Raw genomic sequence first — 14,185 nt, forward strand, 5'->3', positions numbered from 1 at the left:
CGTGTTTTCGGAGCCACACTAATACTGTAGAACAACCTTGTATGCCGTACTTCTCTTGAGCCTGTTTATAAGTCAGTTCACCTCTTTCAACTTGGTCAACGACATCCAATTTAAAAGCGAGTGAATAGTCACGTTGGGTTCGTCTAGCTGCTGATTTCATAACACTCTCCAATTTTCTGATTGGGTTGTGTCAACCTTATTTAGGACGGGTCATCTATCGTAGAAAAAGCCTTTCCATTGGAAAGGCTTTTTATGCAAGGAAATCGCACTAGACTAGTAGTAAGTACACATACGTTTGCCATCCATCTCAATGATGTTAAATGGCGTTTCGTAGATGCTCTCAAGCACATCTGCTTGGATAACGGCTTCGACATCACCCTGAGCAACTACCTGCCCTTTCTTAAGCGCGATAATCTTATCTGAGTAACATGCCGCAAAGTTGATGTCGTGGATTACCACCACCACCGCTTTGTTCATTTCACGAGCTAATCGCCCCACATTACGCATGATCTGCAGTGAGTGCTTAATATCAAGGTTGTTAAGTGGTTCATCTAAAAACACGTAGTCTGTGTCTTGCGCGATTACCATAGCAATAAACGCGAGTTGGCGCTGACCACCACTCAATTCATCCAGATACTTATGCTGGATAGCGACCAAATCCAAGTACTCAATCGCTTGATTAATAATAGTTTGGTCTTCTGAAGTTAGCTTACCTTGGCTATATGGGAAACGACCAAAAGCGATCATTTCACGCACGGTAAAGCGCATCGTAATTGAGTTGGCTTGACGCAGCACAGCAAGGCGCTTCGCGAGCTCCTTGGTGTCCCACTCAGCAATCTCTTTGCAGTCGATAAAGACCTGACCTTCATCTTTGCTAACTAAGCGACTTGCCATGGAAAGCAATGTACTTTTGCCTGCGCCGTTAGGACCAATGATCGACGTAACTTTGCCTTTCTCAAATTCTGCACTAGCTTGTTTCACTACTGCGTTTTGACCGAAAAGTTTGGTCAGTTTTTCTAGCTTAATCATATTGATCCTAAACGATTTTGTTTCTTAGCAGCATAGATAAGAAGTAGATGCCGCCGATAAAGTTAATCACAACGCTTAATGTGGTAGAGAAGCCAAACAGATTCTCAACAATCCACTGCCCTGCTAAGAGCGATGCTACAGAGAGTAATGAGACGCCTAGCAGTAACACTCGGTGTTGATAGCTACGCAGCATTTCGCGCGCTAGGTTAGTCACCAACAGACCGAAGAACATAATTGGACCAATCAACGCGGTTGAAATTGCAATCAAACAGGCAGAGAGCACTAACACCTGCATGGTGACTCGCTTTACGTCAATACCTAAGCTGGTCGCGTTATCTTTGTCGAGCCAAAACACATCCAGTACGCGATTTAAGCGGTACAACAATGCAATAATGATGATTAGCAGAGGCGTGCACAAATAAACCAGTTCCACTTTAATGTTGTTGAAACTAGCAAACATACTCTCTTGCAAAGCGGCAAAGTCATTTGGATCCATCAGCATGGTCAAAAATGATGATACGCTGCCAAACAACTGCCCCAAGATCACGCCCAATAATAGCAATACCATTAGGTTCGGTTTACTGCTCTTAAAGTAAAACGTAAACAGCAACATTGAGAAGCCAAGCATCACAGTGACTGACAGCGAGAAGTTCAAATAGTCATTCATCACATAACTGCTAAAGCCACCGAATAACGCGACCACCAGCACTTGAGTGAACATATAGAGCGCATCAAAGCCCATGATACTTGGTGTCAGGATGCGGTTGTTTGTGATGGTTTGAAATGCCAGCGCAGATTGACCAATCGCGATACCAGCTAAAATCATCGCCAATACCTTAGGCACGCGACGTGATAAAAAGTATTGGTAGTTGTCGGCATTAAGACCAAGACCAATAAACAACGCAGCGAATACTACGGCGATCACGCCGAGGATCAGCAGTTTGGTTCTATCCTGCATGTTTTTGACCTCGCAGAATAAAGAACACGAACACACTGCCGCCTAAAATACTGATGATCATCGAAATTGGGATCTCATAAGGGAAAATAATCAAGCGTCCCGCTAAGTCACAGCAGAGCACTATTAACGCACCAAGCACGGCGGTTAATGGAATATTGCGACGTAAGTTATCACCATAGAACTTGCTCACTAGGTTTGGCACGATAAGACCAAGAAACGGTAATTGACCAACGATCATCACCACACTCGCTGCCATGATCGACACCAGCATAACGCCAATGACAATCACTTGTTGGTAGTTCAAACCTAAGTTAGTCGCAAAGTCCTTACCTAAGCCCACTGCCGAGATACGCGTGGCATATAGATAACTGAAAATCGCAATCGGAATTGCAATATAAAGTAGCTCATAATCACCTTGCAGCAGGTTGGCAAAATTCGCGACCGTCCAACCCGACAGGTTCTGTAGCGCATCGTATTTATAAGCAATAAATGTTGCCAGTGAGTCAACCACGTTACCAAAAACAATACCGATCAGTGGGACAAAAATAGCGTTTTTAAATTGAATACGATTGATAAACTGAACAAACAGCAAAGTACCAAGAATAGAAATTAAAAAGATTAGCCAGATTTGCTGAGAACCAAACAGCACCAAGCTCAAAATATAGCCCAGCATGGCACACTCGATGGTACCTGACGTCGAAGGCGCTGCGAAACGGTTTTGGCTGATTTGCTGCATGATAAGGCCGGCAATACTCAAGCCTGCACCGGCAAGAATAACCGCAACAAGACGAGGAATACGGCTGGTAAACATTAAATGCCAACTGTTGGCATCCCCCGCGAGCAGTGCCGTAGGACTTAAATCGCTCACACCAACAAATAGCGAACCGATACTGAGCAAAATCAGTATTGGAAGTAACTTCTTCAAAACATGCCTCTAACGTCAAAAAGCCCAAACAACCTTTGTTGCTTGGGCAAAAAATCTAACTTTTAATTTTATTGTGCCATCGATGATTTAACATCGCTGATCATTTGCTCGGTCGCTTGGATGCCCGAGATAGCCAAGTACCATGCACTAATATCTAAGTAAGCCATTTGCTTATTTTGGTAAGCATTAGTCGCTTTAACTAGATCATTTTCAAAATCGCGTTTAACGGTACTATTACCCTTGTTGGTCAACTGATCTTTATCAACAATCAGTAGCGTTGAAGGGTTAGTTTCACGGATAAACTCGTAAGATACTAAATCACCGTGAGTTTTCGCTTTAACGTTTTGCGCGGTTTGTTTAAAACCAAAATCTTGGTAAATTGCTGAGAAACGCGAGTCCGCACCAAACGCGGTAATATTACCACCAGAGCTCATAACCGTTAGAGCATCCACATTATTGGCTTGGTTGTAATCGCTGATTGCTTTAAATTCTTTGTCTAGTTGAGCAATCTTCTGCTCTACAAGTTCTTGCTTTTCAAAAACTTGACCTAGATTACGCCATTGCTGTTGAGTGCTCTTCCAGTAACCCTCTTTAGCATCAGCGGCAAAAACGATAGTTGGTGCAATTTTTGATAACTCATCAAACTGTTTTGCACCGCGCGAACCGACAATGATCAGATCCGGCTTTTGCATAAAAATAGTTTCGAAGTTTGGCTCAGACAGGCTACCTGCTGAAATAAACTTGTAATCACGGTATTGCGCTAGGTAGTCAGGGAACATACTAACTGTTGAAATCGCAACAGGTTCAACACCTAATGTTACCGCTGCATCTAGTGCACCTACACCGATTACAACGACACGTTCAGGATTCGTTTCAACTTTTGTCGTACCCTTTTGGTGTGTGATTTCAACCATCTCTGCATTTGCAGAAAATGCGACTAAGCCTGTCAATAAGGCTAAAACTGACGCTTTCATACCCAACTCCATAATTACTAATGCAATGCATTATCATTTAGATTCAGTTTGAAGTCATCTTGAATTTACGTTTTTTACATTCGTAAACAAAGATTGAGAGGTGTTAAAGGGATTGTATGGAGCGCTCTTGCTTTCAGCATGAGCTTCGAGAGACGAGAAGATGGAATCGAGTTGCGGAAATGCCTGCGCTAAAGCGTAAACTTACGGAATCGCGAGGACGCTCGCGATGGTAAGCAACGAAACAAATTACGAAATCCAAAACAGCGCTTCAACTAGAACGAACCGACTCCCTAGGAAAAAATCAGGACGATTTTTTAGGTTTTCGGTGTCGGGAACACCTAAAACCGTCCGGACAACAACAGCAAATCAAACGCCTTTCTGATTACTCTTTGGCAAGGCAAAGAGTAATTGGACCGCTTACACCAAGTAGAAAAAAGCGCCAAGGTTTTAAGCGGGACATACAACATATGTAAGTTTTGAGAGTTTAGAACGCCCCGTAGTACAGGGCGTCGAGAAAAGAAAAGATGAATTCGAGACGCGGAAACGCCTGCGCTAAAGAGCAAGCTAACAGATACAAGAATGCGGCATGCATTTACTACTGTATCAAAACAACCTTTTCACTCGAGTCAGGCATTTCAAACCACGACCAAAATAGCTCTAACATTTCAGGGGTCATTTCATATGATTTGCCATTTCGATCTGCATTGCGAATAAATGCTCTTTGCTTACAGGTATTAAATGAAACATCTAGAGAATGCACTTCGCTATCGATACCCATTTGTGACGCCCAAGCAGTAACGGCATCACGGTCTGCCTTACGCCAGAAACCAAAGTCAAAAATAACCGGCACCCCAAGCGATAACAGTTGCAATGCAGATTCTTTAAACAAATCTTGCAGTGTCGCTAAACGGCTTTCGAATACATCACGTTCCATATGCTCGCCGAATAATGGGATCATCCACTCGTCAATTGAAAAACGAAACGCACCGTGTTTCTCAGCCAGTGCTTTCGAGTAGGTCGTTTTCCCCGAGCCAATAAAGCCACAGATAAAATAGATTTTGCTCATAATTCCTCTTTCGCTGTTACGAATGAAATGGTTTCACCTTACTGAGAAGCAGCAATATTCAGTTATAACTCAGTTCAAGACTCATACTACCTACTCTGTACAAAAATATACCCATCGGAAACAATTATAAATTATGAAAACTACGACCCAACTTGAGTTGGATAAATCTTCGCGCGCGCCCCTAAATTAATCAATACGTTACACTTTGGGTTGTTATATTTGCGAGGCTTACTTTAGGTTTCCATGTGAATCAGTCACAGGAAGTTGAATCGACATGGTCAAACCACCATTGGGCTCCATTTCAAAATCGCGCATTAATTCGATGAGAAACCCATCATTATCGACTGTTAGCTGCTGTTTTTCGGCAGCTAAGAACAACGCTTCAATTGCAGCAATGTATGCAGCATCAGAATTAAGATATACCTCAGCACATAGGTATCGACCGGCGGGAATAGTAAAATCATAGAGTGAGCTATCTATCTGCCAACTGCCTATTACTGTCTCGATTTGCTGCCAACGCTTATCAAGTTGCGCTAATGGCGTGGCGCTAAGAAAACGCTTAGTCTTATTACCATAAATTTCAATCACGGCATCCCAATCAGGATCATCGACCATTAGCTTCTTTACACCTCTCAGCGGGTAAGAGTTCAACTCGACGGGCATCGACTGAGCTAGCTCTGCTTCCAATGTATCTGCTCGCCCGGGATGAGCAACCTTGGCAATAAGCGCAGCCGTTTCATTGGGCGTTGATTCATAGCCCATTTTGCGTACTTGCTTAGCTGTCACACCCAATTCGCGTTTTAGCGCTTTGCCCAATGCCTGCGAGGATGAAAACCCACAATAATGCGCAATCTCCATTACACTCCAAGGCGCATCATTTAGAAGCAGATTCAGCGCGATTTGTAGACGAACACGACTCAGGTATTGACCGGGCGTTTCATTAAATAGCTCACTAAACTGGCGATGAAAGTGGTAGCGCGAGATTGAACTCTGCTCTGCCACTTGCTGCCACGTACTTTGCTCGACCAGCTCTGTGTGCATCGTATTTAACGCCTGCTTAAACCTTTTTTGTAAATTCGGCGGCAACTGGTCAATTAGCGCCAATTCAGGAACTAAATTAAATACGCTATTTTTAGCTTCAGGCATACGAGCAACTCTCAACGACTTAATAACACCACTATTACCATTTATGCTTGTAAATTCAATAAGGTGTTCGTCATATCCCATCCATAACATCTTTACCTTCAGCCGGTTTTACGACGCTTTGACTGGTGACGCTCAAAAGTATTGGGATTAACAGTAAAGTGACGATAGTGGCAAATAGCTCACCAAACACTAAAGAAACCACCGCGGGTTTAAGGTATTGAGCCTGCTCTGCGGTTTCACTGAGTAATGGAAGCAAGCCGCATACAGTCGTAATAGTGGTGAGAAAGATTGCACGAAAACGCCCTGTTGCTGCCGTGATTAACGCAGGCTTTAGCGGAACACCACTGCGATACTCCGAATTGAAACGCGTGATAAGCACCAATGAATCATTAATAACTATCCCTGTCATTGCCATCATGCCGAACATTGAAAGCAGACTAATTGGCATATCCATAACATAATGCCCAAATATCGCGCCAGCAAAGCCAAAAGGAATCACTGCCATGATGATAAATGGTTGCCAATAGGATTTTAGTGGCACCGCTAATAAAATATATATAAGTAATAGAGTTAAGATCATCGCAGATGAGAACCCTGACGATACTTCGTTTATTTCCTCTAGCTCCCCACCCGCTTTGATTTTTACGTGCGGAAACTCAGCCTGTAGCGTTTCAATATGCGCTTCAAGTTGCCGCATAGTTTGCTCAGGTGACTGAATATCTCGTGCCTGTTTCCAATATAGATTCACGACTTGATCGCGATCGCGCCGATAAACCGTTTGAGCCTCCTGCTCATAAAGCAGTTGAGCAATGTCACCTAACAATACACTGCCACCTTGAGGCAGAAGAATCATCGCTTGCTTTAGTTGGGCGACACTGATTCGCTGTGAATCAGGGTAACGCAGTAATACATTTATTTCTTGCCCTCGCTCAAGCAAGCGATAAACTTCACGCTCGCCTAACGCCTCTCCAGCAAACCGTGCTAGCGTATCTTGAGTAAGCCCTAATCCTCTTCCATATTCGTTCAATACTAGTCGAATTTGTGGCTGTCCACTTTTACCATCGTCGTAAACATCTGAAACCCCGGTCAAAGTGCGTAACTTATCGGCCAGTTTTGCACTCACCTGTTTAGCCAGCTCGCGCTCCATCGCAGAAATAGAAATAAACGTCTCTCCCGCCGGAGCTTCTGCTGCGCTATACTGCACTGAATACGCACCTTCAATTTCACCAGTTTCTTCACGCCAACTTCCGGTAAGCAAATTGTTTGGTAAGGTGCTAAGCGCTTCACTCGTCAACTCAGCAGTGACCTCTATTGAGCCGTATCCATCAGACCATGCTAGCAGGTTAACCACTGGCGAATGGCTCAAGGGGTAGTCTTGCATCAGTTTGTCTTCGACTTTAGCCATCGCATGCTCTAGTTGTATTAGAGCTTTACTTTGCAGCGGTAAAGGCGCGCCATCCTCTAAGTCGACTTTGGCGCTAATATAACGACCAGGGATATCAGGAAAAATTGCACTACGAATCGTACCGGTTGCCCACATCCCATACGCAAGGACAAATATCGCTATAAACCCCAATAACGATGCCAGTTTGTAGTCCAACGCTTTTTCCAACGTCGGTTGATAAATGCGAGAGTTGAACCACTGCAGACTTCCTTGCGCCCATGATTGCAAGCGAGCAAATTTTGTTTTTATAGGGTTACTGCGTAAAGGCGTATTTTTGGTCTGCATGAGGCTTGGTAATGTTGCCAAATGAGCGGGTAAAATAAATTTGCTCTCGATGAGAGAAAAAGCGAGGGCAAAAATAACCACGGCAGAAAAACCCGCGAGTAGCTTTGCAAAATCATTATCAATCCATAACATCGGAGAAAAGGCTGCAATCGTCGTTAGCACACCAAAAATAGTGGCGACAGAGACAGAATGCACACCATACCAAGCCGCTTTGTTGCCATCCTCATGCTTAGTACGTTGCTCGTAAATCGCTTCACCGACTACCACTGCATCATCGACCAAAATGCCCAGCACGAGAATAAAGCCAAATAGCGTAATATCGTTGATGCTGTAGTTGGTTAGCTGCATTGCCGCCAACGTACCAGCAAGCGCCACAGGTATTCCGACTGATACCCAAAAAGCCAATCTGATTTCCAAAAACAAACCCAACAACAGCGCAACAATAACAAACCCTTGCCACGCGTTATCGCCTAAACGAAATAGCTGCTCCTCAATATAAGGCGCCATATCTGCCATGATGGTCAACTCTATATTTGACGGTAAAGTATGTCGTAACTCTTCTAGTGTTTTTTCAATTGCATCACTAACCTTGAGTAGATTGTCGGTTTGGCTCGTGCTTACCAATAATGCAATTGCACTCACCCCGTTATTGCGAACTATCGAACCACTGCGTTCATAATCCCGACTTAACCTTGCAATATCGCCCAAGTAAACTGTACCTGAAGGCTTGGAGACGATCGATAGGCTCCTCAGTTTCTGTATATCATTCGCATACCCATCGCCTCGAATCGCTATGCGCTCGTGATCACTCAGTAACTCACCGCTACGTGACTCCAGTGACATCCTCTCGATAATGTGCGCTAGCTCTTCAAGGCTTAGGTTTAACTTCTTTAGTTCATCCGGATCTGGTTCAATAAGAAGTTGAGGCTGACGACTCCCCCAGTTGCTCACATTTGAGATAGTCGGATTACTGCGCAACGCTGTCTCAACCTGCCTAGCAATCGGCTGTAATTCATCATCACTACGCGTGCTTGAGACAATCACAAAAGCGGCAAGGTTAGTAAACTCATTTCTCTTCACCTGAGGCTTTTCCGCTTGAACAGGAAAACTATTGATAGCATTGACTCGATTGCGGACATCGTCGAGCAACTTATCAAGGTCAGCACTGCTATTTTTTCTCACAATTACCTTAGCCATCCCCGCACTGGATTGGCTTGTAACTTGTTTGATACCGAAAATACCACTAATTGATTCTTCAATCCGCTGGGTAATGCTTTGATCAATCTGAATAGCAGTACCCCCAGGATAAGCGACACTGATCTCGACCGAAGACGGCGCTATTTGAGGAAAGGATTCGACACGTAATTGACCATATGCCATTACGCCACTAGCAATAATGGCGAGCATTAATAGATTGGCGCCTACAGGATTGTCGATAAACCACTTTGTTAACCAGCTCATAGACGGCTATCCTTTTGAGCAATCAACGTCTTTTCTGCTGTAGGCATGACTTCTTTGCCAGGCAACATAGAAATCAGCGGATAGAGCACGACCTGACGCGTTCTGTCGCTGTTTTGCACAAATCGTACATACGCCTTACTGCCTTTGTGCGCAATTTTCTCAACCGACTCTTTTTGCAAACGGTTTTGCTTGTCTAAAGTCCAAACTTCACCGTCTCGAGTAATTGAGCTCACAGGCAAAACGGCAATATTATCTTGCTCTCCGAGAGAAATGGTTACTTTAACCTGCTGGTTTGGCAGTAAACGCGTTGCTCCCTGATAAGGGTGACTTACCGAAAAAACCACCTCCTTTTGACGAGTGTTTACATCAGCTTGGGGGGCGACATAACGTACCTGCGCTTTCCATTGGTTACCCTCGCGATTTTCAACAAGAATTGAATCTTGTCGTAAGGCTGCATGCACTTGCTGCCAATGCATCTCAGAGACTGGCAGACTTACATCAAGTGAATCGCTTGCTGCTAGCTCATAGAGCACCTGCCCTTCCTCTAACCACTCCCCAGGGCTTATATGACGTCGGATGATCACGGCATCAAATGGCACTGTGATGCTGGCTTGTGCCAATATTGTCGCTGCGCTGGTGTAAGCATGTTCCGCTTGCTTTAATGCTGCTTTTGCCGCCAATACCTGAGGCTCGCGACGCGCGAAAGCCGAGCTTTTATCGGGTGAAAGCATCTTCAAGGCAACCGTTTGTTCATGTAATGTATGTTGTAAATTCAGTTCGGCTTGCTTTACGCTGCTATTTGCCTGAGCAAGATTGAACTCCAGTTCGCTGGTATCTAACTTGGCAAGTCGAGTTCCTTTTTTAACCAATGCACCTGGTTCTATCTTCAGATTTAACCAGTCTAGTCGCGCACTGCTTGGCGCCTTTAATTGCATCGACCAGTACACCGACGTGGTCGCTAGCAAGATGAGTTCCGTTGTATGTGTGGAAGGGGTAACCTCTAGCACCGTAACTGGCGGTTTGGCATGGCGCTTTGGGGTAACCTTCACGGGTTGAGGTTCTAAAATATCAATCAACACTAAAGCAGTGATAATCGCACCCACCCCAGCCAGAGTCGCCATCACCTTTTTAAGCTTCATGCACACTCTCCTTGATGTCCATTTGAACGTCTTGTCGGTTAAGCCTCTGGCTAATTTCGGTCAACCTAGCCAATGTCTGCAGAGTCAGCGGTAGCATCACTGCCGATTCAACGAACTCAAGGGAATAAGTGACGATTGAGAAGACTTGTCCAACCGTTGGGTCAATTAAACTTCCGACCATCCATAAATTGGTTAGAATGGCAGCAAATAAGATCAGAAAGATCAGACCATAAACTAAAGCTTCAGTGTCAGACAATTTGATTTCACAACGCTTGAGGCGCTCGAAATGTAGGGCAATAGCGGGAAATGGTTGCCCACTAAGCACATGAACTTGCAACTCCAACTGGTCATTTAGTTTGCCGTTAAGCTGGGCAAACACTCGGTGAAAGCCAAAATAGACTAACAACATCACTAAGCCAGCACTCAGTACACACAACGCTAGTTTGATATGAAACGTCGCAAGAATGACCACCGCAGCAACCAATTGGATTATCGAAGTAAATAAGTTAGGTAGATCATCTTCGAGAAAATCCACCAGCTCACGTGACATAGTTAAGCGCGCATCTTTAACCGAGACAGAAGCGCCACGCAAGTTTCGCTCTACTCGTTTGGCAAGCCTGACTCTGATACCACCATAAACACGCGTATCATAAAAGCGGCGTACTACCGCAATGACCACTAGCGCAAACATAATCAGAGCAAAAACAAATAACGGTTGTAGGTTGTTACTCAGCACACCATCAATGGCAAAGCCAATAAACAACGGCAATAAAATCATTAATAGATTTTCAGCCAGTACCATAAGCCACGTGATAGCAACTTTTACAGGGCTGATCCGTACGACGGTACGAAGATTAATAGGTCGATTCACTAGCAATAAATTCCAATAATAGAGATGGCGCTAGTATCACCAATTTTTAAGTGGAAAAAGTGTCCCAGATTGCTGAGTTGCTGATCGGGATGCGGGAATTTGGAACGCGTTGCTTCGGGATACGGGAGCGCTAATGTTTCCGGATGCGGGAACACTTGCGCCAAGCGTAACCTCACGGAATCGCGAGGAGGCTCGTGATGGCGCTCAAACGAACTGATTCACTACTGTAATCGTGCCTGTCCCTATAAGGGCGAAAACGATGCTAGACAAAAAAAGGCACCATATGCTGGTGCCTCTCTGAATACTTGAATTGACTGACGCCGAATTAGAAGAAATCTATGCTACCGCGACCGTTTTCGTTCTTTTTCTTTGGCTTGTTGTCTGCTGGTGCTTTCGCTGATTTTCCGCTTTTGCCTGCTTTGTTCGATTTTGCTGGCTTTGGTTGCTTGTTCGCTGTTTTCGCTGACTTGCTCTTTTTCTCAGCTGGCTTCTGCTTTGCCTGCTTAGCGGCTTTCGGCTCAGGTTTTTCTTCTTCGATTTCTGGCTCAGTGACTGGCGCATCGCAAACTACGACGTAGTATTCTTGGTTAAACTCGAAGAAGTCACCGTCGTACATTTTGCGACGTTTACGCGTTTCTAGTTCACCGTTTACCGCAACATAACCTTCAGAAATTAGATGTTTGGCTTCGCCACCACCACCAACTAAGTTGGCAATTTTAAATACTTTATACAGTTCTATCGGCTGAGAAGAGACATCAATACCAATTGCTTCAATCTCAATCTCTTCGCCCTGCTCTTCCCACTCTTCATGCTGGTTGTAGTCTGACATCATCTAATCTCTTAAGGAAAACGCTGAGTCTGCCTTTTTATCATCGTTCACTCAACCTTTAATTACTAATCACCATGAGCAATTTGGGGCTATAAGCTCGAAGTCGGTTATATATAACGCACTTAAACAGAATTTGCTTAATAAGTATCTCATTGTTCGTTTTTGATATAGCACTTAATATAATATTCATGTAAAAACCTTACCCTAAAGGAATAGTAGTAAATCACCGCTCACCTCAAACTAAGAGACGTGTGAGTGTGGATTAGGTTTTTCAAAAAATGACAGAAAAAATTAGTACACTTTATCCACACCAAGGCACGGAACGCGGTTTAACTCAAGATATTGCCTCAAATGCCGCACGTCGGATTGATGCCGGTTCTCCGCTGTCGGGTAAACAACTTGATTCAATCATGAACGACCACTTCAAGTATATTTTTGATGTACTTAACGATGGTCTGTTTTACATGAATAGCCAAGATCAGATTTTCTTCTATAATCCTTCTTTCTATCGCCAGTTTGGTCTGCAAACCGGTCATATCGATATTGAGCAATGGCTATCGAAAATCCACCCATTCGACCGTGTTCAACTGCAAGAAAAAATCGTTGATCACATGATGACCGACGCACAAAGAGTAACCTCTGAATTTCGCGTGCGTAACAAAGATGGGCAATATATTTGGATTGAAGGCACGGGCGTTACCAAAACAGTCAACGGTGAGCGTTTCTTAATTGGTTGCCATCGCGATGTGTCCGACGCGAAGCTGATGGAAACCTATGTTCACCAAGCTGCATTTCGGGACAATGCTTCTGGTCTTGCAAATGCGCATAAGTTAGCTGCTGATTTAGATGCGTTATGTATCAGCAATCAATTTGAACACTCTTTAATTTATATCCATCTCGAAGATGTTCGCGCTTATCTCTCGGTATACGGACCACAGACGCTTCGTGATTTGATGGCACACCTGCTCTCTTCTCTCAGCAGCTTGCCTGACGAATTTGTTGATATTTACCGTGTCCGCAGTGATGATTTCGCTATTTTGGTAAAAGGGCATTATCCAGTCAGTGAGATTGAACAACTTGGACAACGTATTTTAGATACTTACCAAGAGTCTATCGAAGCCAATGGCTCTCTTTGGGGCAATGATATTAGCGTTGGGATTTACCCAAACTTTAGTTGTGCGCTAAGCAGCGAAGAAATCATGAAAATTGCTTCCCGTACTTGTCAGTTTGCCCGAGAAAAACATCAAAATCACCTCGCTATTTACCATGAGAGAACGCAGCAAAACGTTGATCGCTATTTCTACATCGAACGTGAGTTGGCTCAGGCGATAAAAAATGAAACGCTCAAAGTTCGCTTCCAGCCAATTATCGATGCCAAGCTAAATAAAATCGCCAGCTTTGAGGCTTTGGTACGCTGGAAAGATGCAGAACTTGGAGAAATATTCCCCGATGAGTTTATCTCGGTTGCCGAGAAAAAAGGGTTAATTGTCGATTTAGGTTACTTTGTTTTTAGCCAAGCGTGCCAATTTATTAAACGCTATCAAGAGCAACACGCATGCTCGATTCGCGTCAATATTAATGTCTCAGTCTTGCAGTTGCTTAATAGTCAATTTCCAGAAAAAGCTAAACAACTCGCTCAAGAGTACCGAATTGCGCCAGAGCAAATTGTTTTAGAACTGACTGAGACGGTTATCTTAGATGGCAATAAAAGTGCCGTGTCGCAACTACACCGCTTAAACAAGTTCGGATTCCGCTTGTCGCTTGATGATTTCGGCTCAGGTTATAGCTCATTAAACAGCTTTTTTGATTTACCGTTAAAACAGATTAAAGTCGATAAAGCGATGGCTTGGCGCGCACTAGAGAACCCAGCGACCATGGAGTATCTGCGCTTTATCACCAACCTATGCCAAACCAAACAGGTAGACGTGGTGATTGAGGGAATTGAGAACGCCAATATGCAGCGACAGTTCACTGAAATTGGCGTCAACTACTTACAAGGTTATTGGTTCAATAAGCCGCTAACTATTGCCAGTGCGAGCTTTACAACCGATATCTAGC

At 44.1% G+C, this 14,185-nt stretch carries 11 protein-coding genes and 1 pseudogene; 1 reads left to right on the forward strand and 11 read right to left on the reverse strand.

All coding sequences use genetic code 11. The features are described from left to right. The 11 genes and pseudogenes from DPF93_RS18785 to DPF93_RS18835 form a co-directional block, all read right to left on the reverse strand. Positions 1-160, reverse strand: a pseudogene (locus tag DPF93_RS18785) (IS3 family transposase); the annotation flags it as partial. A 113-nt stretch (positions 161-273) separates the two neighbouring features. Further along, a complete protein-coding gene (vctC, locus tag DPF93_RS18790; RefSeq protein WP_114767581.1) occupies positions 274-1,029 on the reverse strand; it encodes an iron chelate ABC transporter ATP-binding protein VctC in 756 nt (251 codons plus the stop codon). Between the two features lie 7 nt (positions 1,030-1,036). Then, a complete protein-coding gene (gene vctG / locus DPF93_RS18795; protein ID WP_114767582.1) occupies positions 1,037-1,987 on the reverse strand; it encodes an iron chelate uptake ABC transporter permease subunit VctG in 951 nt (316 codons plus the stop codon). Further along, entirely contained in the window at positions 1,977-2,912 is a 936-nt protein-coding gene (gene vctD / locus DPF93_RS18800) for an iron chelate uptake ABC transporter permease subunit VctD (RefSeq protein WP_114767583.1), read from the reverse strand. Before vctD ends, vctG begins: the two co-directional genes overlap by 11 nt. Positions 2,913-2,980: 68 nt before the next feature. Beyond that, on the reverse strand, positions 2,981-3,886 hold the full coding sequence (locus DPF93_RS18805; protein ID WP_114767584.1) for a siderophore ABC transporter substrate-binding protein: 906 nt from the start codon (positions 3,884-3,886) through the stop codon (positions 2,981-2,983). A 595-nt stretch (positions 3,887-4,481) separates the two neighbouring features. Further along, positions 4,482-4,952: a P-loop nucleotide/nucleoside kinase family protein gene (locus tag DPF93_RS18810; RefSeq protein ID WP_114767585.1), complete on the reverse strand. Its 471-nt coding sequence runs from the start codon at positions 4,950-4,952 to the stop codon at positions 4,482-4,484. Between the two features lie 228 nt (positions 4,953-5,180). Further along, positions 5,181-6,098 (reverse strand): helix-turn-helix transcriptional regulator, encoded by a 918-nt coding sequence (locus DPF93_RS18815; protein ID WP_114767660.1) that lies wholly within the window; start codon positions 6,096-6,098, stop codon positions 5,181-5,183. A 70-nt stretch (positions 6,099-6,168) separates the two neighbouring features. Beyond that, complete coding sequence (locus DPF93_RS18820) at positions 6,169-9,288, reverse strand: efflux RND transporter permease subunit (RefSeq protein WP_114767586.1); 3,120 nt, start codon at positions 9,286-9,288, stop codon at positions 6,169-6,171. Beyond that, a complete protein-coding gene (locus tag DPF93_RS18825; protein WP_114767587.1) occupies positions 9,285-10,427 on the reverse strand; it encodes an efflux RND transporter periplasmic adaptor subunit in 1,143 nt (380 codons plus the stop codon). Before DPF93_RS18825 ends, DPF93_RS18820 begins: the two co-directional genes overlap by 4 nt. After that, a complete protein-coding gene (locus DPF93_RS18830) occupies positions 10,417-11,298 on the reverse strand; it encodes an ABC transporter six-transmembrane domain-containing protein (RefSeq protein ID WP_244204754.1) in 882 nt (293 codons plus the stop codon). The genes DPF93_RS18825 and DPF93_RS18830 overlap by 11 nt, the downstream gene beginning before the upstream one ends. Before the next feature lie 325 nt (positions 11,299-11,623). Continuing rightward, positions 11,624-12,130, reverse strand: a complete 507-nt coding sequence (locus tag DPF93_RS18835; protein ID WP_114767589.1) for an RNA-binding S4 domain-containing protein — start codon at positions 12,128-12,130, stop codon at positions 11,624-11,626. A 407-nt stretch (positions 12,131-12,537) separates the two neighbouring features. Here DPF93_RS18835 and DPF93_RS18840 point away from each other — a divergent pair, with 407 nt between their 5' ends. Next, entirely contained in the window at positions 12,538-14,184 is a 1,647-nt protein-coding gene (locus DPF93_RS18840; protein WP_425275313.1) for an EAL domain-containing protein, read from the forward strand. Position 14,185 lies beyond the last annotated feature (1 nt).

The sequence above is a fragment of the Vibrio rhodolitus genome (genome assembly GCF_003350325.1).
In the GTDB taxonomy this organism is placed as follows: Bacteria; Pseudomonadota; Gammaproteobacteria; order Enterobacterales; family Vibrionaceae; genus Vibrio; species Vibrio rhodolitus.